The 22,908-nt window shown below is 72.4% G+C and carries 17 protein-coding genes; 12 read left to right on the forward strand and 5 right to left on the reverse strand.

Annotated features, from left to right (window positions below):
• Nucleotides 1-54: 54 nt before the first annotated feature.
• Together AC0VYN_RS06985 and AC0VYN_RS06990 are read left to right on the forward strand one after the other, a co-directional pair.
• Complete coding sequence (locus tag AC0VYN_RS06985) at nucleotides 55-3,174, forward strand: helix-turn-helix transcriptional regulator (RefSeq protein WP_475536825.1); 3,120 nt, start codon at nucleotides 55-57, stop codon at nucleotides 3,172-3,174.
• A 37-nt stretch (nucleotides 3,175-3,211) separates the two neighbouring features.
• Nucleotides 3,212-3,442: a DUF6191 domain-containing protein gene (locus AC0VYN_RS06990; RefSeq protein ID WP_385462644.1), complete on the forward strand. Its 231-nt coding sequence runs from the start codon at nucleotides 3,212-3,214 to the stop codon at nucleotides 3,440-3,442.
• A gap of 10 nt (nucleotides 3,443-3,452) precedes the next feature.
• On the opposite strand, the gene AC0VYN_RS06995 is transcribed toward AC0VYN_RS06990, so the two are convergent.
• Together AC0VYN_RS06995 and AC0VYN_RS07000 are read right to left on the reverse strand one after the other, a co-directional pair.
• Nucleotides 3,453-4,610: a PQQ-dependent sugar dehydrogenase gene (locus tag AC0VYN_RS06995; RefSeq protein ID WP_475535229.1), complete on the reverse strand. Its 1,158-nt coding sequence runs from the start codon at nucleotides 4,608-4,610 to the stop codon at nucleotides 3,453-3,455.
• A 97-nt stretch (nucleotides 4,611-4,707) separates the two neighbouring features.
• Nucleotides 4,708-5,706: an aldo/keto reductase gene (locus tag AC0VYN_RS07000; RefSeq protein ID WP_475535230.1), complete on the reverse strand. Its 999-nt coding sequence runs from the start codon at nucleotides 5,704-5,706 to the stop codon at nucleotides 4,708-4,710.
• Nucleotides 5,707-5,781: 75 nt separating this feature from the next.
• Here AC0VYN_RS07000 and AC0VYN_RS07005 point away from each other — a divergent pair, with 75 nt between their 5' ends.
• The 6 genes from AC0VYN_RS07005 to serA all read left to right on the forward strand — a co-directional run bounded on the left by AC0VYN_RS07005 (nucleotide 5,782) and on the right by serA (nucleotide 15,764).
• The gene (locus tag AC0VYN_RS07005; RefSeq protein WP_475535231.1) at nucleotides 5,782-6,723 is read left to right on the forward strand and encodes a 2-hydroxyacid dehydrogenase; all 942 of its coding nucleotides are present in this window, start codon (nucleotides 5,782-5,784) and stop codon (nucleotides 6,721-6,723) included.
• A 398-nt stretch (nucleotides 6,724-7,121) separates the two neighbouring features.
• On the forward strand, nucleotides 7,122-10,157 hold the full coding sequence (locus AC0VYN_RS07010; protein WP_475535232.1) for a putative bifunctional diguanylate cyclase/phosphodiesterase: 3,036 nt from the start codon (nucleotides 7,122-7,124) through the stop codon (nucleotides 10,155-10,157).
• Nucleotides 10,158-10,400: 243 nt separating this feature from the next.
• Nucleotides 10,401-12,245 (forward strand): acetolactate synthase large subunit, encoded by a 1,845-nt coding sequence (locus tag AC0VYN_RS07015; protein ID WP_475535233.1) that lies wholly within the window; start codon nucleotides 10,401-10,403, stop codon nucleotides 12,243-12,245.
• Nucleotides 12,246-12,266: 21 nt separating this feature from the next.
• Nucleotides 12,267-12,791 (forward strand): acetolactate synthase small subunit, encoded by a 525-nt coding sequence (gene ilvN, locus AC0VYN_RS07020; protein ID WP_475535234.1) that lies wholly within the window; start codon nucleotides 12,267-12,269, stop codon nucleotides 12,789-12,791.
• A 118-nt stretch (nucleotides 12,792-12,909) separates the two neighbouring features.
• Entirely contained in the window at nucleotides 12,910-13,908 is a 999-nt protein-coding gene (gene ilvC / locus AC0VYN_RS07025; RefSeq protein ID WP_189234139.1) for a ketol-acid reductoisomerase, read from the forward strand.
• Nucleotides 13,909-14,174: 266 nt separating this feature from the next.
• Nucleotides 14,175-15,764 carry a phosphoglycerate dehydrogenase gene (serA, locus tag AC0VYN_RS07030; protein ID WP_385462625.1) on the forward strand — a complete coding sequence of 530 codons (1,590 nt, stop codon included), beginning with the start codon at nucleotides 14,175-14,177 and terminating at the stop codon, nucleotides 15,762-15,764.
• A gap of 44 nt (nucleotides 15,765-15,808) precedes the next feature.
• On the opposite strand, the gene AC0VYN_RS07035 is transcribed toward serA, so the two are convergent.
• Complete coding sequence (locus AC0VYN_RS07035; RefSeq protein ID WP_475535235.1) at nucleotides 15,809-17,356, reverse strand: MFS transporter; 1,548 nt, start codon at nucleotides 17,354-17,356, stop codon at nucleotides 15,809-15,811.
• 84 nt (nucleotides 17,357-17,440) lie between these two features.
• Here AC0VYN_RS07035 and AC0VYN_RS07040 point away from each other — a divergent pair, with 84 nt between their 5' ends.
• Nucleotides 17,441-18,031, forward strand: a complete 591-nt coding sequence (locus tag AC0VYN_RS07040; protein ID WP_475535236.1) for a TetR/AcrR family transcriptional regulator — start codon at nucleotides 17,441-17,443, stop codon at nucleotides 18,029-18,031.
• On the opposite strand, the gene AC0VYN_RS07045 is transcribed toward AC0VYN_RS07040, so the two are convergent.
• Nucleotides 18,012-19,238, reverse strand: a complete 1,227-nt coding sequence (locus tag AC0VYN_RS07045) for a PucR family transcriptional regulator (RefSeq protein WP_475535237.1) — start codon at nucleotides 19,236-19,238, stop codon at nucleotides 18,012-18,014. The two genes, AC0VYN_RS07040 and AC0VYN_RS07045, sit on opposite strands and share 20 nt — an antisense overlap.
• A gap of 174 nt (nucleotides 19,239-19,412) precedes the next feature.
• Between AC0VYN_RS07045 and AC0VYN_RS07050 the strand changes: the two genes are divergently transcribed.
• A complete protein-coding gene (locus AC0VYN_RS07050; protein ID WP_451691236.1) occupies nucleotides 19,413-20,339 on the forward strand; it encodes a proline dehydrogenase family protein in 927 nt (308 codons plus the stop codon).
• A 62-nt stretch (nucleotides 20,340-20,401) separates the two neighbouring features.
• Nucleotides 20,402-22,033 carry an L-glutamate gamma-semialdehyde dehydrogenase gene (gene pruA, locus AC0VYN_RS07055; RefSeq protein WP_451691238.1) on the forward strand — a complete coding sequence of 544 codons (1,632 nt, stop codon included), beginning with the start codon at nucleotides 20,402-20,404 and terminating at the stop codon, nucleotides 22,031-22,033.
• A 79-nt stretch (nucleotides 22,034-22,112) separates the two neighbouring features.
• Here the strand turns inward: pruA and AC0VYN_RS07060 are convergent, their stop codons facing one another.
• Nucleotides 22,113-22,319: a DUF5988 family protein gene (locus AC0VYN_RS07060; RefSeq protein ID WP_385472481.1), complete on the reverse strand. Its 207-nt coding sequence runs from the start codon at nucleotides 22,317-22,319 to the stop codon at nucleotides 22,113-22,115.
• A gap of 387 nt (nucleotides 22,320-22,706) precedes the next feature.
• Here AC0VYN_RS07060 and AC0VYN_RS07065 point away from each other — a divergent pair, with 387 nt between their 5' ends.
• The gene (locus tag AC0VYN_RS07065; RefSeq protein ID WP_385472484.1) at nucleotides 22,707-22,838 is read left to right on the forward strand and encodes a hypothetical protein; all 132 of its coding nucleotides are present in this window, start codon (nucleotides 22,707-22,709) and stop codon (nucleotides 22,836-22,838) included.
• The last annotated feature ends 70 nt before the right edge of the window (nucleotides 22,839-22,908 follow it).

The following is a 22,908-nucleotide window of genomic DNA, read 5'->3' on the forward strand; positions in this document are numbered from 1 at the left end:
CCGGTCGCCGTCCGCCTGGCGAAAACCCGTGCCCCGGCGCCGGACCCGCGTGCGATGCTCGGGCGCGTGGAGACCAGGTCCGTCAGTCCCGTGTTCGTCGGCCGCGCGAGCGAACTGGACACGTTGCACGACTCACTCGTCCGCGCCGGGGGCGGGAACACCGCCCGGGCGTCCGGCGGCGGGGGAGAGCCGCAGGCCCTGCTGCTCGGCGGCGAGGCGGGCGTAGGCAAGACCCGGCTCGTCGAGGAGTTCGCCACCGCCGCCCGCCGGCAGGGCGCCGTCGTCGCGGTCGGCGGCTGCGTCGAGATCGGCGCCGACGGCCTGCCCTTCGCCCCCTTCTCCACCGCTCTGCGCGCCCTGCGCCGCGAACTGCCCGGGGAGCTGGCCGACGCCGCCGCGGGCCAGGAGGAGGAACTGGCCCGGCTGCTGCCCGAACTGGGCGAGACCGCCCCGGGCGCCGGCGGCGGACGGCACGACGAGGAGAGCATGGCCCGCCTCTTCGAGCTCACCGCCCGTCTGCTGGAGCGCGTCGCCGCCCGGCAGACCGTCGTCCTCGTCCTCGAGGACCTGCACTGGGCCGACGCCTCCACCCGCCACCTCATCGCCTACCTCTTCCGCACCCTGCGCACCGGCCGCCTCGTCGTCCTGGCCACGTACCGCTCCGACGACATCCACCGCCGCCACCCGCTGCGCCCCCTCCTCGCCGAACTCGACCGCCTGCGTACCGTCCGCCGCATCGAGCTCGGCCGCTTCACCCGCGACGAGGTCGGCCGCCAGGTCGCCGGCATCCTCGCCCAGGAACCCGACCCGCTCCAGGTCGACGAGATCTTCGAACGCTCCGACGGCAACGCCTTCTTCGTCGAGGAGCTCGCCGTCGCCGCCCACGAGGGCTGCTGCACCGGCCTCACCGACTCCCTGCGCGACCTGCTCCTGGTCCGCGTCGAAGCCCTGTCCGAGAGCGCGCAGCGGGTCGCCCGGATCGTCGCCGAGGGCGGCTCCACCGTCGAGTACCGGCTGCTCGCCGCCGTCGCCGGCCTCGCCGAGGACGACCTCATCGAGGCACTGCGCACCGCCGTGAACGCCAACCTCCTGCTCCCCGCGCCCGACGGCGACGGCTACCGCTTCCGGCACTCCCTGGTCCGCGAGGCCGTCGCCGACGACCTGCTCCCCGGCGAGCGCTCGCGCCTCAACCGCCGCTACGCCGAGGCCCTGGACGCCGATCCGACGCTGGTGCCCGCCGCCGAGCGCGTGATGCGCCTGGCCAGCTACTGGTACCACGCCCACGACCCGGCCCGGGCCCTGCCCGCCGTACTGGACGCCTCCGTGGAAGCCCGCCGCCGGCACGCCTACTCCGAGCAGCTCCGGCTGCTGGAACGGGCCATGGAGCTCTGGGACTCCGTCCCCGACGACGTACGCGCCACCCTGCGTCCCGTCGACCACACCGAGGTCTATCCGCCCTGCGGGTGCCACCCGGAGACCGCGCCCCTGCGCTACCTGGACCTGATGGCCGAGGCCGCCGTCGCCGGACGGCTGTGCGGCGAACGCGAGCGGGCGCTGAAGATCACCAAGCGGGCGCTGCGCCTGCTGGAGGAGGAGCAGGACGCCGGCCCCGACGGCCGGCCGAGCGGACGGGACCCGCAGCGCGCCGCCTGGTTCTGGACGCAGCGCTCCCTGCTGGTGCAGGCCCAGGGCCGCGGCGACGGCCGGCGGGAACTCGGCATCGCCCAGGAACTGGTCCGCGGCCTGCCGCCGTCCAAGGTGCACGCCGAGGTGCTGGCCATGGCCGCGAACTGGTCGATGCTCCACCATCCCGGTCCGGACGCCGTGACCGCCGCGGAACGCGCCGTGGAGTACGCGCGGATGGTGGGCGCCGCCGACATCGAGCTCAACGCCCGGCTCACCCTCGGCGGGCTGATGGTCGACGCCGGCCACATCGACGCGGGCCTCGCCGAGATGTACCAGGTCAGGGACCGGGTCGTGGCGCAGGGGCAGTCGATCGTGGTGGCCCGCAGCCATGTGAACCTGCCCTCCGTCCTGGAGGGCGTCGGCCGCTCCGAGGAGGCGGTCGGCATCCTGCGCGAGGGCATCGACCTCACCCGCCGGACCGGGCTGCTGGAGTCCGAGGCATGGGTGTGGGGCAACCTCGCCGAGTCCCTCATCTCCCTCGGCCGCTGGGACGAGGCGATCGAGGCCGCGCTCACCGCCGGGGCCCCGGGCCGGGGACCGGCACCGCGCGGCGGCGCCTGCCTCAAGCGGGCCGTCGTCGCGCTCGCCCGCGGCGAGACGGCCGAGGCCGCCCGGCTGCTCGCCGAGGCCCGCGCCGCCTACGGCACGCACAACCCCACGCCGCAGAACCACCTGCCGCTGGCCGCCCTCGCCATCGGCCTCGCCGCCGCCGAGGGACGCGTCCTCGACGCCCGGACCGAACTCGACCGGGCCCTGGCGGCCGGCTTCCCGCCCGGCACCCAGCGCTACGGCTGGCCCCTGCTGCTGGCCGCCGCCGAGGCCGAGGCCGACGCACAGGACTCGCCGGCGGCCGCCGAGGGCCGCGCCGAGGTGCTCGACCGCCTCGCCCGGGCCGCCAAGTCGCTCACCACGGGCGCCCCGGTCTGGTTCGCCCACGAGCGGTGGGTACGCGCCGAACTCGACCGCGCCCGCGGCCGGGACACCGCACGGAACTGGTCGGAGACGGTCACCGCGTTCGAGTCCCTGGAGCGGCCCTACGAACTCGCCCGCGTCCGCCACCGGCTGGCCGCCGCCCTGCTGGCCGCCGGCGGCGACGACGAGCGGGCCCGCGCCACGGAACTGCTCCGCCTCGCCCGCACCGTCGCCCGCCACCTCGGCGCCCGCCCGCTCGGCGACGCCGTGACCGTGCTCGCCCAGCGTGCCGGGCTCGTCCTCGGCCGCGCCGCCGAACCGGCCCCCGCACCCGCCGACCCGGCCGGCGCCCTCGGTCTCACCAGCCGGGAACGCGACGTCCTGCGCCTGGTCGCCGACGGCCGCACCAACCGCCAGATCGCCGAGGAGCTCTTCATCTCGCCCAAGACCGCCAGCGTCCACGTGTCCAACATCCTGGCCAAGCTCGGCGTCTCGGGCCGCGGCGAGGCGGCCGCCCTGGCGCACCGGCTGGTGCTGTTCCCGGCCGGGACGCCCACGCCGCATCCGGCGGGCTGAGGCTTACGCTGGAAGGACGCCGATCGAGGGAGGCCGCGTGTTCAACGCTTTCGACGAGTTGTTCGCCCCCGGCCGCAAGCACACCCGCGACGAGCAGAACCGGCTCGAACTGACCCGGGAGGACGTCGGCGACGGCGATCCGGGCCGGGGCCCGATAGACCTCGCGTCGGGCAGGGTCGTCGTCCACCCGGCGCCGTCCGGGAAGCCGGAGTCCGGACCGGAGGAGACCGCCGGGGACCCGCCGGACGAGGACCGGCCGAACGGCTGACGGGCGCCGCTCACGACACCTCCAGCTCCAGGATCCGGTCGTCCCCGTCCTTCGCGTCGCCCCGGCCGTCCGTGTTGCTGGTCACGAGCCACAGCTTGTCGCCGCCCGCCGCGGCCACCGTGCGCAGCCGCCCGTACTCGCCCTCCAGGAACGCCTGCGGGCCGGCCGAGGCCCGCGTGCCCTGCAGCGGAACGCGCCACAGCCGCTCACCGCGCAGGCCCGCCATCCAGACGCAGCCCTCGGCGTAGGCGATGCCGCTGGGCGAGGCCTCGTCGGTGTGCCACTGGGCGACCGGGTCGCGGAAGGCGGGGTCGCCGGACCTGCCCTCCGCCTCCGGCCAGCCGTAGTTGCCCCCGGGAGCGATCGCGTTCAGCTCGTCCCAGGTCTCCTGCCCGAACTCCGAGGCGAACAGCCGCTGCCGGGAGTCCCAGGCCAGCCCCTGCACGTTGCGGTGGCCGTACGAGTACACGGGCGAGTCCGGGAACGGGTTGCCGGGCGCCGCCTCGCCCTCCGGAGTGAGGCGCAGGATCTTGCCGCCGAGGGACTTCCTGTCCTGCGCCAGGCCCCTCTCGCCGCTCTCGCCCGTGCCCGCGTACAGCATCCCGTCCGGCCCGAAGGCGATCCGGCCGCCGTTGTGGACGACGCCCTTGGGGATGCCCTTGAACACCGTGTCCGGGGCACCCAGCTGCCGGCCCGCCGGCTTCTTCGCGTCGTACAGCATGCGCACGATGCGGTTGTCCGAGGCCGAGGTGAGGTACGCGTAGATCAGGTGGTCCGACGCGTAGTCGGGGGACAGGGCGATGCCCAGCAGGCCGCCCTCCCCGGCCGGCGACACCCCGGGCACCTCGCCGAGCTCCGTCGTGCGGCCCGTCTTCTCGTCTACGTGCGTGATCACGGCCTCGTCGCGCGAGGAGACCAGCAGGCCGCCGCCGGGCAGCGGCGCCAGGCCCCACGGGCTCTTCAGGCCCGTGGCGACCGTGCGGACCACCTTCACCGAGCCCTTCGCGGGCGGTGTCTCCTCTGTGGCCCGGCCCGGAGGCGACGACGCCGCCGCCGGGCGGCTCGCGGAGGCGCTGCCCTCGGCGCCCGACGGCTCCCCGTCGGAGGAGCAGCCGGCCGTCAGCAGCAGGGCGGCGGCCAGCACGGCCGTCACGGATCGACGTCGCACGATGTGAGTCCCTTCGACGCGGCGGGTTCTCCCCTGTCATACACCGCCGGGCCCCTCCAGGTTCCCGGTCACCGAATCCCGTACCCGGGGAACCGTCTCAGTCCCACGAGCCCTGCGCCGGCGGCAGCTCGCGGATCTCCGCCAGATCCCGCTCGGTCAGCCGCAGCGAGGCCGCCCCCGCGTTCTGCGTCACCCAGCACTCCCGCTTGGTCCCCGGCACCGGCACCACGTGGTGCCCCTGCGCCAGCACCCAGGCCAGGGCCACCTGCGCCGGCGTGACCTCGTCGCCGTGCCGGGCCGCGATCCGGCGCAGGCCGGCCACGATCGGCTGGTTCGCGGCCATCATATCGGCGGTGAAACGGGGGTGCCGGGCGCGCAGGTCCTCCGGTTCGAAGCCCTGCCCGGGCGTCAGCGTGCCGGTCAGGAAGCCGTTGCCGAGCGGCATCGCGGCGAGGAGGCCGACGCCCCGGCTCCCGCACCACGGCAGCAGCGTCCGCAGCGCCTCCGGCGACCACACCGACAGCTCGGCCTGCACGGCGCTCACCGGGAAGACCTGCTGCACCCGCTCCAGTTGCCGCACCGTCGCGTCGTGCAGCCGCGCGCCCGGCCGCCGGGCCGATCGGGCACCGACCGCGCAGAGCCCCAACGCCCGTACCTTCCCGGCCCTCACCAGCTCCGCCATGGCGCCCCAGGTCTCCTCGACGGGCACCTCCGGATCGGGGCGGTGCAACTGGTAGAGGTCGATGACGTCCGTCTGCAGCCGGCGCAGGGAGGCGTCGCAGGCGCGCTTCACATAGCCGGGGCGGCCGTTGGCCACGATGTGCTGATCACCGACGAGCAGTCCGACCTTCGTCGACACGAACGCGTCCGAGCGCCGCTCCTTCAACACCCGCCCCAGCAGCAGCTCGTTGGTGAACGGGCCGTACATGTCCGCCGTGTCCAGCAGGGAGACGCCCAGGTCGAGGGCCCGGTGCACCGCCCTGACCGACTCGTCGCCCCGCTGCCGCGACGCGCTGTACGCCCAGTTCATCGGCATGCACCCCAGTCCGACGGCCCCCACCGCGAGTGCCGTCGCGCCGATCGTCCTGCGCTCCACCTGGTCGTGACCCTCCCTCGTCAGGCCACCCAACCTAACCTCTGCCGTTCCACGGCCCTGACATAGCCTCCTGACATGACTGCTGACGTGTGGCTGCCCATCCCGCCGGACGAGATCGAGGGTCTCCCCGAGGGCCCCGCCTACCGTTACTGGAACGGCGAGGAGGACTTCCCCGCCGACCCGGCCGACTGCGCGTTCTACGTCGTCCCCTACATGAAGCCCAGCGGCATAGGGACGCGTCCGCTGCCGCGCATGCGGTCCGTCCAGGTCGTCCAGACGCTGTCCGCCGGCATCGACCACGTGGAGCCGGGGCTCGCCCGTCTTCCCGCGGGCGTGCGCCTGTGCAACGCGCGCGGTGTGCACGAGGCCAGCACCGCGGAGCTGACCCTGGCCCTGATCCTGGCGTCGCTGCGCGGTGTCCCCGACTTCGTGCGGGCGCAGGACCGGGGCGAGTGGCTCGGCGGCTTCCGGCCGGCGCTCGCCGACCGGAACGTGCTCGTCGTCGGATACGGATCGATCGGCGCCGCGATCGAGGACCGGCTCGTGCCGTTCGAGGTCGCGCGGGTGGCGCGCGTCGCGCGCTCCGCCCGCACCACGGCGCGCGGTCCGGTGCACCCGCTCACCGAACTGCCCGCCCTGCTCCCGGAGGCGGACGTCGTCGTCCTCTCCACGCCGCTCACCGAGGAGACCCGCGGCCTCGTGAACGCGGACTTCCTGGCCCGGATGAGGGACGGCGCCCTGCTCGTCAACGTGGCGCGCGGCCCCGTCGTCGACACCAAGGCGCTGCTCGCCGAACTGGAGAGCGGACGCCTCACCGCCGCCCTCGACGTCACCGACCCCGAACCGCTGCCGCCGGGCCACCCCCTGTGGCAGGCTCCGGGAGTGCTCGTCAGCCCGCACGCCGGCGGGCCGACGTCCGCCTTCCTGCCGCGCGCCGAGCGGTTGCTGGTGGACCAGTTGACCCGATTCGTGAACCACGAGCCGCTGCGCAACGTGATCCTGACGACGGGCGGGTAATCCGTTTCGGGTACCCTCCGCGACCTTCCGGGCGCGGTGGGTACCCGCATAGTCCCTGCTCGTCACGGAGCGTAGAGAAGCTATGTCCCTGAGTGACGAGACTGGTGTATCGTCCGACAGGGGATGCGCCGCGGACCGTTCGGCGCCGGGGACGGACAACTCGGACTGTGAGGGGGGCGACGGGCGATGCACGGCCTATGGACGAACGACCCGACGCGGCGGAGCCGCCGCCGGCGACCCTGGCGCACGGCCACGCTCAGGCGCGGCCGGCCCGGCCACCACGGTGGCCGTCGCGGTCGGCGCGGTCATCACCAGCACCGGCACAGCGGCCGCCGGGGAGCGGCGCCCCAGGCGCACCCCGCCGCGCGGGACGCGGCGGCGCGGACCGGGAGGCCCCGGTGAGTCCGCCCACGACCGTGCCCACGCTGGACGGAGCGACGCGGACGCCGCCCGCGTCCGAACCCCCTACGCCCGCGCCGACGCCGGCCGTCGGCGGGCCCGCCCTCGTCCGCCAGCTCACCCTGGCCCTGGTCTGCGCGGGGTACGCCGTGGGCTCCGCCTTCGGCTGGGGCTCCGAGTACGTCGCGACGGTCATGGGCGACTTCGGGCTGAGCGCCGCCGCGGGCGCCGCCGCCGTCTCCTGCCTCCTCTACGCCCGACGGCGGCGGGTCCGGTTCCGGCCCGCCTGGCTCCTGTTCGCCCTCTCCTCGGCGATGGCGGCCCTGGGGAACCTGGTCTGGGGGTGGTACGAGGTCGTCCTGCGGCAGCCGGTGCCCAGCCCCAGCTATGCCGACCTGTTCTTCCTGTGCTTCGCGCCGCCCGCCATCGTGGGGCTGCTGGTGCTGGCCAAGCGGCCGGTGACCAAGGCGGGCTGGATCTGCCTCGGCCTGGACGCCTGGCTGATCGGCGGTTCGCTGCTGACCCTGGCCTGGAGCCTGGCCCTCGCCCAGGCGGCCAAGGCGGAGGGCGGTTCCAGCGTGGCGCACGCCGCGCTCTCGGTGGCGTATCCCCTGCTCGACATCGCCCTGATCAGCATGGTGCTCGCGCTGCACTTCCGGCGACTGCCCGTGGGACGGTCCACGGTCAACACCGCCATCGGCGCGCTGGCCCTGACGGTGATGTGCGACGCGCTGTTCACCTCGCCGCTGCTGCACAACAGCTACCGCTCCGGCCAGTTGCTCGACGCCGGCTGGTTCGCGGGCTCGCTGCTCCTCGCGTACGCCCCCTGGGCCGCGACGTGGCGGGGACGGGCCCAGGACGAGGACGGGTCCGGCGGACCCACCCGCGTGGTCCGCGAGCACGTGCCCGGCCGGCGCACCCCGGGCCCGCGTCCGGTGCCCGGCCCCCAGCCCCCGCCGACACCGGGCGACGAGCACGGCCGCTATCCGGCCGCCCGGCCCATCGCCGGGTCGCTGGCCGCGCTCACGCCCTACCTCGCCGCCGCGGTCTGCACCCTCGGCATCCTCTACAACGTCCTCAACGGCCGCAGCGTCGACCGGGTGGTGCTCCTGACCTGCGGCACGGTGGTGCTCGCGCTGGTCGTGCGCCAGGGCATCATGCTGCTGGACAACATCACCCTCACCCAGGAACTGGCCCAGAAGGAGAACCACTTCCGCTCCCTGGTGCAGGGCTCCAGCGACGTCATCATGATCGCCGCGCCCAACGGCATCCTCCGCTACGTCTCCCCGGCCGCCGCCGGGGTCTACGGCCGTCCGGCGGAGGACCTCGTCGGCAGCGAACTGGCGGGGCTCATCCACCCGGAGGACCTCGGCTGCGTGGTGCACGAGGTGCGCCGCTTCCTCGCCGCCGACCCGGTCGGTGAGCCGACCACGCGCATCGAGTGCCGATTCCGGTCCGGGGGCGGCGGCTGGCTCAACGTCGAGTCGACCGTCAACAGGCACCACGGCGGCCTCATCTTCAACAGCCGGGACGTCACCGAGAGAGTGCGCCTCCAGGCGCAGCTCCAGCACAACGCCGAGCACGACCCGCTCACCGACCTGCCCAACCGCGCCCTGTTCACCCGGCGCGTCCAGCAGGCCCTGTCCGGCCGCCGCGCCTGCGACCGGGGCGCCGCCCTGCGCGGTACGGCGGTGCTCTTCATCGACCTCGACGGCTTCAAGGCGGTCAACGACACCATCGGGCACCAGGCCGGCGACGAGCTCCTCGTCCAGGCCGCGCGCAGACTCCAGGAGGCCGTCCGCAAGGGGGACACCGCATCCCGGCTGGGCGGCGACGAGTTCGCCGCCCTGATCGCCGGGGACGGCACCCGCGACCGCACCGCGCGCGAGGGCCACATCCTGGAGCTCGCCGACCGCCTCAGAGTCACCCTCTCGCAGCCCTACCTCATCGACGGCAACGATGTCCGCGTCAACGCCTCCATCGGCGTCGCCTTCGCCGAACCGGGCCTGGGCGCCGGTGAACTGCTGCGCAACGCCGATCTCGCCATGTACCGCGCCAAGGCCGGCGGCAAGGGGCGCGTCGAGCTGTACAGACCGCAGATGCAGCAGGACGTCGTACGCAAGGCCGAGCTGGCCGGGCGGCTGCGGGCCGCGCTGCACGACGGCGAGTTCGCGCTGCTGCACCAGCCGGTGGTGTCGCTGACGGACGGCCGGATCGCGTCCGTCTGCGCCCAGGCGCGCTGGCGCTCGTCCCAGGGCGTGCTGTTCACCCCCGCCGAGTTCCTGCGGGTGGCCGAGGGCGGCGACAGGACGGCCGAGCTGGACCGCTGGGTGCTCCAGGAGGCCGTCGAGCAGGCCGCGGAGCGGGCGGCGGCCGGCCTGTCCGTGCCGGTGACCGTGCGCATCGGCGCCCGCCGGCTGCTCGACCGCTCCATGCCGCTGGGCTCCGTCGAGGCCCTGCTGACCCGGCACGGACTGCCGCCGGGCTCCCTGATGATCGAGCTGTCCGACACCGACCCGCGGGTCGGCCTGGACGAGTTGGAGCGCAGGCTGAGCGCCCTGCGGCGGGTCGGCGTCCGGATCACCCTCGACGGTTTCGGCAGCGGCCACGCGGCGATCACCGCCCTGCGGCGGCTCCCCGTCGACGTCCTCAAGCTGGACCGCAGCCTGGTCGAGGGCGTCGTCGAGTCCGCCCGGCTGCACAAGATCACCAGTGGGCTGCTGCGCATCGCCGGCGACCTCGGACTCACCTCCGTGGCCGACGGGGTGGACGTGCCCGAGCAGATCGCCGCCCTGCGGGCGATGGGCTGCACGCACGGTCAGGGCATGGCCTTCTCCGGGCCGCTGGACGAGCACCGGCTGCGCAGGGCGCTCGGAACCGGCCACTACGCGGTGCCGCACGGTCCGGCCGAACCGGTGTACGCGGGCGGCGGCGCGGGGGTGTTCACCGGCGCCGTCGGCTCCGCACTGCCGGTCGCCCTGGGAGGCGGTACGGCCCTCCGCTCACATGCTGAGACGCCCGTCCCACCCACTTGACAGTGGGTGCGTGCCGGGGGGAGGGTCAGTGCCATGCGCACCCGAATTCTCGTACTTGGAAAGCGCGTCGGCTGAAGCAGGTGACGTCCGGACCGACCCGGACTCCCCGCGACCCACACCCGGCGCGCTCCCCTCGCTTGCCTTATGGCACGAGGGGTTTTTTGTTGCACAGGCACCTGCCGAGCAACAGCCGCAGATCGCCCAATCCTCGCAAAAACCCTCAGCATCGAGAAGAGAATGCCGATGACCGAGCAGGCCACCGGGGCCCATCACCCGCAGCCGCGGCCCCGATCCGGAGGACAGTCCGCCCCCGAGCACGTCACGGGTGCGAAGTCCCTCATCCGCTCGCTTGAGGAGGTCGGGGTCGACACCGTGTTCGGCATTCCCGGGGGCACGATCCTCCCGGCGTACGACCCGATGATGGACTCCAGCCGGGTGCGCCACGTGCTCGTCCGTCACGAGCAGGGTGCGGGCCACGCGGCCACGGGGTACGCGCAGGCCACCGGGAAGGTCGGCGTCTGCATGGCGACCTCGGGTCCCGGCGCCACCAACCTGGTGACACCGATCGCCGACGCGAACATGGACTCGGTGCCGCTGGTCGCGATCACCGGCCAGGTCGTCACCAAGGCGATCGGCACGGACGCCTTCCAGGAGGCGGACATCGTCGGCATCACGATGCCGATCACCAAGCACAGCTTCCTGGTCACCAGGGCCGAGGACATCCCGAAGACGATCGCGGAGGCGTTCCACATCGCCTCGACCGGCCGCCCCGGCCCGGTCCTCGTCGACATCCCGAAGGACGTGCTGCAGTCGCAGACGACCTTCTCCTGGCCGCCGGCCCTGGACCTGCCCGGCTACCGTCCGGTCACCAAGCCGCACGCCAAGCAGATCCGCGAGGCGGCCAAGCTGATCAGCGCCGCGAAGCGCCCCGTGCTCTACGTCGGCGGCGGTGTCCTCAAGGCCCAGGCCACCGCGGAGCTGAAGGTCCTCGCCGAACTCACCGGAGCGCCCGTCACCACCACCCTGATGGCGCTCGGCGCATTCCCCGACAGCCACCCGCTGCACGTGGGAATGCCGGGCATGCACGGTGCGGTCACCGCCGTCACCGCGCTGCAGAAGGCCGACCTGATCGTCGCCCTCGGAGCCCGCTTCGACGACCGCGTCACCGGCAAGCTGGACAGCTTCGCCCCGCACGCCAAGATCGTCCACGCCGACATCGACCCCGCCGAGATCGGCAAGAACCGCGAGGCCGACGTGCCGATCGTCGGCGACGCCCGCGAGGTCGTCGCCGACCTGGTCCAGGCCGTCCAGAAGGAGCACAGCGAGGGCAACCGGGGCGACTACACCGCCTGGTGGAAGGACCTCAGCCGCTGGCGCGACACCTACCCCCTCGGCTACGACCAGCCCGGGGACGGCTCGCTCTCCCCGCAGGCGGTCATCGAGCGCATCGGTCAGCTCGCGCCCGAGGGCACGATCTTCGCGGCCGGCGTCGGCCAGCACCAGATGTGGGCCGCGCACTTCGTCCAGTACGAGCAGCCCGCCACCTGGCTGAACTCGGGCGGCGCCGGGACCATGGGCTACGCCGTCCCGGCCGCCATGGGCGCCAAGGCCGGCCGGCCCGACCGCGTCGTCTGGGCGATCGACGGCGACGGCTGCTTCCAGATGACCAACCAGGAACTGACCACCTGCGCCCTGAACAACATCCCGATCAAGGTCGCCGTCATCAACAACGGCGCCCTCGGGATGGTCCGCCAGTGGCAGACCCTGTTCTACAACCAGCGGTACTCCAACACGGTGCTGCACTCCGGCCCCGAGGACGTCAACCCGGACGCCCGCGGCACCCGCGTCCCCGACTTCGTCAAGCTGTCGGAGGCCATGGGCTGCTACGCCATCCGCTGCGAGGACCCCGCCGACCTCGACAAGGTCATCGAGGAAGCGAATTCCGTCAACGACCGTCCCGTCGTCGTCGACTTCATCGTCCACGAGGACGCGATGGTCTGGCCGATGGTCGCCGCCGGCACCTCCAACGACGAGATCATGGCCGCCCGCGACGTCCGCCCCGACTTCGGCGACAACGAAGACGACTGAGAGCCGTAAAGGAAGCAGATCATGTCCAAGCACACGCTCTCCGTCCTGGTGGAGAACACGCCCGGCATCCTCGCCCGGATCGCCGCCCTCTTCTCCCGCCGCGGCTTCAACATCGACTCGCTCGCCGTCGGTGTCACCGAACACCCCGACATCTCCCGCATCACCATCGTGGTGAGCGTCGAGGAGTTCCCGCTCGAGCAGGTCACCAAGCAGCTCAACAAGCTGGTCAACGTCCTCAAGATCGTCGAGCTGGAGCCCACCCAGGCCGTGCAGCGCGAACTCGTTCTGGTGAAGGTGCGCTCCGACAACGAGACGCGCTCCCAGATCGTCGAGATCGTCCAGCTCTTCCGCGCCAAGACGGTCGACGTCTCCCCGGAGGCCGTCACCATCGAGGCCACCGGCAGCGGCGACAAGCTGTCCGCCATGCTCAAGATGCTGGAACCGTACGGCATCAAGGAACTCGTCCAGTCCGGCACGATCGCGATCGGCCGCGGCGCCCGTTCGATCACGGACCGCTCGCTGCGCGCACTCGACCGGTCCGCATAACGACGGAAACGGGCGGCCGGCGCCAGGCACGGCCGCCCGCATTCCGAGACCCCGAGACTTCCCTTCCCCTCACCGGCATACGGTGGGACGCAACACCTGCACACAAGGAGAGAACCCAGTGGCCGAGCTGTTCTACGACGCCGACGCCGACCTGTCCATCATCCAGGGCCGCAAGGTCGCGGTCATCGGTTACGGCAGCCAGGGCCACGCCCACGCCCTGTCGCTGCGCGACTCCGGCGTCGACGTGCGCGTCGGTCTGCACGAGGGCTCCAAGTCCAAGGCCAAGGCCGAGGAGCAGGGCCTGCGCGTGGTGAGCCCGTCCGAGGCCGCCGCCGAGGCCGACGTCATCATGATCCTCGTCCCGGACCCCATCCAGGCCCAGGTCTACGAGGAGCACATCAAGGACAACCTGAAGGACGGCGACGCGCTGTTCTTCGGTCACGGCCTCAACATCCGCTACGGCTTCATCAAGCCCCCGGCCGGCGTGGACGTCTGCATGGTCGCCCCGAAGGGCCCGGGCCACCTGGTGCGCCGTCAGTACGAGGAGGGCCGCGGCGTCCCCTGCATCGCGGCCGTCGAGCAGGACGCGACCGGCAACGCCTTCGCGCTGGCCCTGTCGTACGCGAAGGGCATCGGCGGCACCCGCGCCGGCGTCATCAAGACGACCTTCACCGAGGAGACCGAGACCGACCTGTTCGGTGAGCAGGCCGTCCTCTGCGGTGGCACCGCGGCCCTGGTCAAGGCGGGCTTCGAGACGCTGACCGAGGCCGGCTACCAGCCGGAGATCGCCTACTTCGAGTGCCTGCACGAGCTGAAGCTGATCGTGGACCTCATGTACGAGGGCGGCCTGGAGAAGATGCGCTGGTCGATCTCCGAGACCGCCGAGTGGGGCGACTACGTCACCGGCCCGCGGATCATCACCGACGCCACCAAGGCCGAGATGAAGAAGGTCCTCGCCGAGATCCAGGACGGCACCTTCGCCAAGAACTGGATGGACGAGTACCACGGCGGTCTGAAGAAGTACAACGAGTACAAGCAGCAGGACTCCGAGCACCTGCTGGAGACCACCGGCAAGGAGCTGCGCAAGCTCATGAGCTGGGTCGACGAGGAGGCGTAAGCCTCACGGCCGAGGGGCCGGAGCACACCGCTCCGGCCCCTCGGCGAGCCCGGGGCGACGTTCGTAGGCTCGGCGTTGTCCATCCCGTCCAGCCACGGACGGGTGATCCTTCCGCAGAGGCGCAGGACGACCCCCGCCACGCCACTAGACTGCTGCCTACATACGCGTCAGGCTCACAGCGTCGTGCGTCTTCCACGCGGCCACTCAACCCTCCACCGCCTGCGGCCGTCGGGACGGCCGTCCGCATTGGACTTGTGAGGACTCACGTGAGCTCGAAACCTGTCGTACTCATCGCTGAAGAGCTGTCGCCCGCGACCGTGGACGCACTTGGCCCCGACTTCGAGATCCGCCACTGCAACGGTGCGGACCGGGCCGAACTGCTCCCCGCCATCGCCGACGTGGACGCGATCCTGGTCCGCTCCGCGACCAAGGTCGACGCCGAGGCCATCGCCGCCGCCAAGAAGCTGAAGGTCGTCGCCCGCGCCGGTGTCGGCCTGGACAACGTGGACGTCTCCGCCGCCACCAAGGCCGGCGTGATGGTCGTGAACGCCCCGACCTCCAACATCGTGACCGCCGCCGAGCTGGCCTGCGGTCTGCTCGTCGCCACGGCCCGCAACATCCCGCAGGCCAACGCCGCGCTGAAGAACGGCGAGTGGAAGCGCAGCAAGTACACCGGTGTCGAACTCGCCGAGAAGACCCTCGGCGTCGTCGGCCTCGGCCGCATCGGCGCCCTCGTCGCGCAGCGCATGTCGGCCTTCGGCATGAAGGTCGTCGCCTACGACCCCTACGTACAGCCCGCGCGGGCCGCGCAGATGGGCGTCAAGGTGCTGTCGCTGGACGAGCTGCTCGAGGTCTCCGACTTCATCACCGTCCACCTGCCCAAGACCCCCGAGACCCTCGGTCTGATCGGCGACGAGGCGCTGCGGAAGGTCAAGCCGAGCGTCCGCATCGTCAACGCCGCGCGCGGCGGCATCGTCGACGAGGAGGCGCTGTACTCGGCGCTGAAGGAGGGCCGCGTCGCCGGCGCCGGCCTGGACGTGTACGCCAAGGAGCCGTGCACCGACTCGCCGCTGTTCGAGTTCGACCAGGTGGTCTGCACCCCGCACCTCGGCGCCTCCACCGACGAGGCCCAGGAGAAGGCCGGCATCGCCGTCGCCAAGTCCGTCCGCCTCGCCCTCGCCGGTGAGCTGGTCCCCGACGCGGTGAACGTCCAGGGCGGTGTCATCGCCGAGGACGTCAAGCCGGGTCTGCCGCTCGCCGAGCGACTCGGCCGCATCTTCACCGCGCTGGCCGGCGAGGTCGCCGTCCGCCTCGACGTCGAGGTCTACGGCGAGATCACCCAGCACGACGTGAAGGTGCTGGAGCTCTCCGCCCTCAAGGGCGTCTTCGAGGACGTCGTCGACGAGACCGTGTCCTACGTCAACGCCCCGCTGTTCGCCCAGGAGCGCGGTGTCGAGGTCCGCCTGACGACCAGCTCCGAGTCGGCCGACCACCGCAACGTCGTCACCGTGCGCGGCACCCTCGCCGACGGCCAGGAGGTCTCGGTCTCCGGCACGCTGGCCGGCCCGAAGCACGTGCAGAAGATCGTCGCCATCGGCGAGTACGACGTCGACCTCGCCCTCGCCGACCACATGGTGGTGCTGCGCTACGAGGACCGTCCGGGCGTCGTCGGCACCGTCGGCCGGATCATCGGCGAGGCGGGCCTCAACATCGCCGGCATGCAGGTGGCCCGCGCGACCGTCGGCGGCGAGGCCCTCGCGGTGCTGACCGTCGACGACACGGTGCCCACCGGGGTTCTGGCGGAGGTCTCCGCGGAGATCGGGGCCGCGTCGGCCAGGTCCGTCAACCTCGTCTGAGGTGACCGTCCCGGGGGCCGCCGCCCCCGGGACCCCCGCTTTCCTCATACGCCGGACGGACTGAGTGTGTCGGTCTGTCCGGCGTTCTCCGTGGCCGCTTCCGGCCGCACCCTGATGCCCCGCAGCCCCCTGGCGGCCAGTCCCGCCGCCCCGAGGAGCAGCAGCGCCGCCGCCATCGCGGCGCCCCGCATGCCGTCGGTGAACGCCTCGCGCGCCGCCGTCGCCAGGGCGTCTCCCGCGCGCCCCGGCAGTTCGGCGGCGACCGCCAGCGCGCCGCCCAGGGTCTCCCGGGCCGGGGCGGGGGCGTCCGCCGGGATGCCGCCGCGGTAGAGGGCCGTGCCGATCGAGCCGAGGACGGCCATGCCGAGGGCGCCACCGAACTCGGTGCCGGTCTCCAGCAGTGAGGAGGCCGCCCCCGCCTTCTCGACCGGGGCCGAGCCGAGGGCCAGGTCGGTGAGCTGGGACATCACGACGACGATGCCGGCGGCGAGGACGCCGCACGCGCCCAGCACCAGCCACAGCGAGTCCGTGCCGGCCAGGGCCAGCAGCCCGTAGCCGCCGGCGGCGATGCCGAAGCCGGCCGTCACGACGTAGGCGCGCTCGACACCACGCTGGACCAGCTGGGCGGCGACCGGTGCGGCGGCGCCGATGAGCACCGACGGCAGCAGGCTCCACAGGGCGGCCTCCAGCGCGCTCTTGTCCAGGACCGACTGGAGGTACTGGGTGGTGAAGTACGCCGAGCCCATCATCCCGAAGGCCGACACCGTGTTGAGGACGAGCGCCGGGGTGAAACCGTGTCCGCGGAAGAGGGCGGGCGAGACCATCGGCGAGGCCGCGGTGCGCTGGCGCCGCACGAACAGCGCCGCGAACAGCAGGCCGACCGTGATCGAGACGACGTAGCGGACGTTCCAGCCCTCGGAGGGCAGTTCCTTCAGGCCATAGATCACGGGCAGGACCGCCGCCATCGACAGCGGCACGCTCAGCAGGTCGAAGCGGCCGGGGGAGGGGTTCTTCGACTCGGGGAGCAGCACCGGGCCGAGGACCAGCAGCAGTGCCATGGCCGGCAGGTTGACCAGGAAGACCGAGCCCCACCAGAAGTGCTCGACGAGGACGCCGCTCATCACCGAGCCGAGCGCGATCCCGGCCGTCATCACACCGGACCACAGCCCGATCGCCTTCGCCCGCTGGGCGGGGTCGGTGAACATCGTGCGGACCAGGGCCATCGTCGACGGCATCAGGGTGGCGCCGCCGACACCGAGCACCGCGCGGGCCGCGATCAGCGTCTCGGCGGTGTGCGCGTAGGCCGCGAGCAGGGAGGCGGCGCCGAAGGCCATGGCGCCGAGGAGGAGCAGCCTGCGGCGGCCGATGCGGTCGCCCAGCGAGCCCATCGTCATCAGCAGGCCGGCCAGTACGAAGCCGTAGATGTCGAAGATCCACAGCTGCTGGGTGCCGCTCGGCTCCAGGTCCGCGCTGATCTCGGGAATCGCGAAGTAGAGGACGGAGACGTCCATCGAGACCAGCAGCAGCGGGAGCATCAGCACGGTGAGCGCGGTCCACTCGCGGCGGCCGGCGCGGGGCGGGTTCGTTGTCATGGAGGCGACTGTACGCATGTATTAAACGTCTGTCTAGAACGCTCGTTTAATACGTACGTATGGACAGGCGGGTAGGGTGGCGCCATGGGACACCGTGAGGATCTGCTCGAGGGCGCCAAGCGCTGCCTGCTCGAGAAGGGGTTCGCGCGCACGACCGCGCGGGACATCGTCAAGGAGTCGGGGACCAACCTGGCGTCCATCGGCTACCACTACGGCTCGAAGGACGCGCTGCTCGCGCAGGCCTACGTCGCCCTGGTCGAGGGGGTGGGGGACGCCTTCGTGGGCGACGGGACGGCCCTGAGCGGCACCGAACCCGGCTCGGTCGAGCGGTTCCAGGAGGTGTGGTCCAACATCATCGGAACCATGCGGGAGCCCGGTTCCCTCTGGCGCCTCAGTATGGAGGTCCTCGTCATGGGCGACCGGATGCCCGAGGTGCGCGAGCACCTGGCGCGCGCCCAGCGGGAGGCCGGGCGCGGTCTCGTCCCCCTGCTCATGGGCGGCCGGGAGGAGGACGTGTCGGACGAGACGGCGGACACCCTCGGCACGTTCTACTTGACCCTGATGACCGGTCTCATCGCGCAGTGGACCTTCGATCCGAAGGGCGCGCCGGAGGCCGGGCCCCTCACCGAGGGCCTCCGTCAGGTGATCGAGGCCGCTACAGCCGGCCGGCCTTGAGCGCCATGTGCAGCAGCAGCCGGTCCTCCCCGTCGTCCAGGTCCAGTCCCGTGAGCTGCTCGACGCGGGAGAGCCGGTAGTACAGCGTCTGCCGGTGGATGCCCAGCTCGGCGGCGGTACGGCCGGCCTGGCCCGCGCGGTCGAGGTACACCTCGGCGGTGCGGGCCAGCTCGCGGTGGGCGGGGGAGAGAAGGGCCCGGACGGCGGGGTCGTGCGCGGACCGCGGGGGCAGCGCGGCGAGCAGCCGGAACGGGCCGATGGACGCCCACTCGGCGACCGGCCCGAACCGGGTCTCGGCCAGCGCCGCACGGGCCGCCGCCGACGCCTCCCACCAGGCCTCCGCCAGCTCGCCCAGCCCGGCGCGCGGGGCGGCGACCCCCGCGGCCGCTCCGGTCCCCGCCATGCCGCGCGCCCGCTCCAGCAGCCGCCCCGCCGCCGACGTCGCCGGGGTCAGCACGTCCGTCGAGCGCAGCCGGACCAGCAGCGCCAGCGACCGGGCCGTCCCGGCCGTCCCGGTGGCGCCGGCCCACGGCACCGTGCACAGGGCCGTCGCCCCCGGCACCGTGCGCACCGAGGGCGCGTCGTCGGGGTCGGCGGACGGCCAGGGGGCCACGCACACCACCGTGTGCGGGGTGTCGGCGCGGGCGCCGAGGGCGGTGCGCAGTTCCGTCACGGCCATGTCCCGCTGCCAGTCCCGCTCGGCGGTCAGCACCGCCCGCAGCTCCCGGCTGAGGTCGGCGCCGTGCTGCGCCTCGTCCGCGAGCAGCGCGCCGATCCGGGCCGTCACCTCCATGGCCGCCGCGAGCTGCCGCTCCGTCGGACCCGGATCGGTGTCCAGGAGCCAGACGTACCCGAGGACGACGCCCCGGTGCCGCACGGGCAGACAGGTCCGCCCCCGGTACACCCCCGCCTCCGGGGTCGGCGGAATACGGACCGGTCCGGTGGCCCGCGTGATGCCGAAGCCCTCGAACCACGCCCGCACGGCCGCCGTCGAACGGCGGGTGAGGATCGAGCGGGTGCGCACCGGGTCCAGGGCGGAGGGGTCCAGTTCCCCCTCGCTGTCGTAGGCGCCGAAGGCGATCAGCTCGAAGTCGCGGTTCTCCAGGGTCGCCGGCGCGCCCAGCAGCTCGGAGACCTCGTCGACCAGCTCCTGGTAGTCGCCCCGGGAAGCCGCGGGACCTCTGGAATCCGACGTCACGCTGGGCATTCTGCCGCATTTGCGCGCGTCCTTCATACATCTGTCTGAGATCCGTGGCACGGATGCGTGACAGCTGTCGATGGCCGACGATCGGGGAGGTCCTTAGATTTCACGGTGGTTCTCCGTGCCGTTCCCGAATCGTCGGGTATCGGCCTTGTGTTGCTTGGTAAGTGGAGGTGCCCCGTGCTGGGTCCCGTGATTCTCGCCGCGTCGCGCAGCGACAAGATGCGACGTCTGGTCTCGGCCGCGCCGGTGACCAAGCCGGTCGTCGACCGGTTCATCCCCGGTGAGACGGTCGACGAGATCGTGCCGATCATCCAGGACCTCACCGGCAACGGCCTGGAGCTGACGATGGACGTCGTCGGCGAGGACATCACCAACCCCGCGCAGGCCGAGGCCGCCAGGGACGCCTACCTGGAGCTGATCGACCGGCTCAAGCCGCTGGACCTCGGCACCCGCGCCGAGATGTCGGTGAAGCTGTCGATGTTCGGCCAGGCGCTGGACGGCGGCCACGAGCTGGCCCTGAAGAACGTCCGCCCGGTCGTCGAGGCCGCCGCCGAGATCGGCACCACGGTCACCCTGGACGCCGAGGACCACACCACCCTCGACTCGATGTTCGCCATCCACGAGGAGCTCCGCAAGGACGTCCCGCAGACCGGCTGCGTCATCCAGGCATACCTCTTCCGCACCGAGGCCGACGCGCGCCGCCTCGCGGACAGCGGCAGTCGCGTACGGTTGGTGAAGGGCGCCTACAAGGAGCCCGCCGAAGTCGCCTACCAGCAGAAGCACGAGATCGACAAGGCGTACGTCCGCATCCTGCGCACCCTGATGGAGGGCGAGGGCTACCCGATGATCGGGTCGCACGATCCCCGCCTGATCTCCATCGCCCAGGAGCTGGCCCGCTCCGCCGGCCGCAAGCTCGACGAGTACGAGTTCCAGATGCTGTACGGCATCCGGAGCGACGAGCACCTGCGACTGGCCGCCGAGGGCCACCGCATGCGTGTCTACACCGCGTACGGCACCGACTGGTACGGCTACTTCATGCGCCGTCTGGCGGAGAAGCCGGCGAACCTGCGCTTCTTCGTCCGCTCGATGGTCAGCAAGGGCTGAGTACCACGGGCCGAGCCCGCGCCACAGCTCGAAACCGCTCAAGTCAAGGAGTCCCGGAACCCATGGACGCTGTGACCCAGGTCCCCACCCCCGTCAACGAGCCGGTGCACGGCTACGCCCCCGGCTCGCCCGAGCGCGCCCGGCTGGAGGCCAAGCTCAGGGAGCTGGCCGACAACCCGATCGACCTGCCCTGCACCATCGGCGGGGTCAAGCGGATGGGCGGCGGCGACCGCTTCGACGTCGTGCAGCCGCACAACCACAAGGCCCGCCTGGGCACGTACGCGAACGCCACCCGGCAGGACGCCCAGGACGCGGTCGACGCCGCCCTGGCCGCCGCCCCGGCGTGGCGTGCCATGTCCTTCGACGACCGTGCGGCGATCATCCTGCGCGCCGCCGAGCTGCTGTCCGGCCCGTGGCGCGAGACCATCGCCGCCTCCACCATGCTCGGCCAGTCCAAGACCGCCCAGCAGGCCGAGATCGACAGCCCCTGCGAGCTGGTCGACTTCTGGCGCTTCAACGTCCACTACGCACGGAACATCCTGGCCGAGCAGCCCCCGGCCAACTCGCCGGGCGTGTGGAACCGCATGGACCACCGCCCGCTGGAGGGCTTCGTCTACGCGATCACGCCCTTCAACTTCAGCGCCATCGCGGCCAACCTGCCCACCGCCCCGGCCCTGATGGGCAACGTGGTGGTCTGGAAGCCGTCCCCGACGCAGACCCACGCCGCCGTGCTGCTCATGGAGCTGCTGGAGGAGGCCGGTCTGCCCAAGGGCGTCATCAACCTGGTCACCGGCGACGGCCTGGAGGTCTCCGAGGTCGCCCTGAACCACCGGGACCTCGCCGGCATCCACTTCACCGGCTCGACCAAGACCTTCCAGCACCTGTGGAAGACGGTCGGCAACAACATCGAGAAGTACCGCACCTACCCGCGCCTGGTCGGCGAGACCGGCGGCAAGGACTTCCTGGTCGCCCACCCGTCGGCCGACCGCGCGGTGCTCAAGACCGCCCTGACCCGCGGCGCCTTCGAGTACCAGGGCCAGAAGTGCAGCGCCACCTCCCGCGCCTACATCCCGGCGTCCATCTGGAACGACGGGTTCAAGGAGGAGTTCGCCGCCGAGGTCGACTACCTGACCATGGGTGACGTCACCGACCTGTCGAACTTCATCGGCGCCGTCATCGACGAGCGGTCCTTCGCCAAGAACAAGGCCGCCATCGACCGCGCCAAGGCGGACGACGCCTGCACCATCGTCGCCGGCGGCTCCTACGACGACTCGGTGGGCTACTTCGTCCGCCCGACCGTCATCGAGTGCTCCGACCCGGAGAACGAGGTGTTCCGCACCGAGTACTTCGGCCCGATCCTCGCGGTGCACGTCTACGAGGACGACAAGTACGACGAGATGCTGACCCAGATGGAGTCCGTCTCCGACTACGCCCTCACCGGCTCGGTCATCGCGGGCGACCGCGCGGCGGCGGCGTACACGATGGAGAAGCTGCGCTACGCGGCCGGCAACTTCTACATCAACGACAAGTCGACCGGTGCCGTCGTCGGCCAGCAGCCCTTCGGCGGCGGCCGCGCCTCGGGCACCAACGACAAGGCCGGTGCCCCGCAGAACCTGATGCGCTGGACCCTGACCCGCGCCATCAAGGAGACGCTGGTCGCGCCGACCGACTACACCTACCCGCACATGGGCTGACACCCGCACGCGAACGCCCGACGGGCCAGGTCCTCCGACCTGGCCCGTCGGGCTGTCCGGCGCCGGTGTACGGGCCGGGCTAGCCGGGCATCTCCGTCCGCTCCCACCACTCGTACACCGGCAGCCGGCCCTCCGGGGTGTCCGCGTCGCGGTCGGCGCGCCGGAAGTGCTCGTAGCCGTTGCGCAGCTCGATCTTCACGTCGTCGCCGGTGGGCGGGACGGGGACGATCCGCTCGGGCAGGTCCTGCGGGCCGCCCTCGAGAAGTGCCTTGGCCGTGTCGGTCATGCCCGCACCCGTTCCCCGTCCGCCGCCCGGCGCCACACGCCGCGCCCAAGGATCAGCCGTGTGGTCGACACGGCGGGCCGGCCGTCGGCGCACACCTGTCCGACCGGCGTGCGGGCCGGTGAAACCCCAGGTCGGCGCCGTACGGCTCGATTCGCCGTCTCAGATAGTAGGAAGTCCGAGTAATTGTGCAGACAGACGCTCCCGGCTCCCCTAGTTTTGTAGGAGCCGAACGTCTCGCTCGATCAAGCGAATGGCGGTCGTGAGCCGGGCCCCGTGCAGGCAACCCCTGCGGCCCGCGGCTCCCCGCCCCTTCCGGCGTCTCGAAGTCCCTTTCCGCACTCCGCATCCGTGCATCCGTGCCATCCGTGTCGAAGGAGTCGATCCCCCATGGCCGAGACGACCGTCCGCCGCCGAGTCCGCCACGCCTCCCGTACGAGCGACTCCGACCGCAAGAACGCGGCCGCCGCCCTCCAGCGCTCCCTCGACCGCCGGGACAACGGCGGCTCCACCGGCCACTGAGCAGGGGCCGGGCCCGGATCCACGCGTGCGGTGTCCGCATGTCGGACGCCGCATGTCATCCCGTGGGACG

It is taken from the genome of Streptomyces sp. 63XJN7_1_ISO-PGPR-S23-121 (assembly GCF_056173025.1).

What these genes read in the sequence shown, in the direction of transcription:
- AC0VYN_RS07060 (WP_385472481.1), bottom strand. Translation starts at nt 22,319, where the DNA reads ATGACCGACACGGCCAAGGCACTTCTCGAGGGCGGCCCGCAGGACCTG.
- ilvN (WP_475535234.1), top strand. Translation starts at nt 12,267, where the DNA reads ATGTCCAAGCACACGCTCTCCGTCCTGGTGGAGAACACGCCCGGCATC.
- AC0VYN_RS07040 (WP_475535236.1), top strand. Translation starts at nt 17,441, where the DNA reads ATGGGACACCGTGAGGATCTGCTCGAGGGCGCCAAGCGCTGCCTGCTC.
- AC0VYN_RS07065 (WP_385472484.1), top strand. Translation starts at nt 22,707, where the DNA reads ATGGCCGAGACGACCGTCCGCCGCCGAGTCCGCCACGCCTCCCGTACG.
- AC0VYN_RS07015 (WP_475535233.1), top strand. Translation starts at nt 10,401, where the DNA reads ATGACCGAGCAGGCCACCGGGGCCCATCACCCGCAGCCGCGGCCCCGA.
- AC0VYN_RS07035 (WP_475535235.1), bottom strand. Translation starts at nt 17,356, where the DNA reads ATGACAACGAACCCGCCCCGCGCCGGCCGCCGCGAGTGGACCGCGCTC.
- AC0VYN_RS07045 (WP_475535237.1), bottom strand. Translation starts at nt 19,238, where the DNA reads ATGCCCAGCGTGACGTCGGATTCCAGAGGTCCCGCGGCTTCCCGGGGC.
- AC0VYN_RS06985 (WP_475536825.1), top strand. Translation starts at nt 55, where the DNA reads ATGCTCGGGCGCGTGGAGACCAGGTCCGTCAGTCCCGTGTTCGTCGGC.
- AC0VYN_RS07005 (WP_475535231.1), top strand. Translation starts at nt 5,782, where the DNA reads ATGACTGCTGACGTGTGGCTGCCCATCCCGCCGGACGAGATCGAGGGT.
- pruA (WP_451691238.1), top strand. Translation starts at nt 20,402, where the DNA reads ATGGACGCTGTGACCCAGGTCCCCACCCCCGTCAACGAGCCGGTGCAC.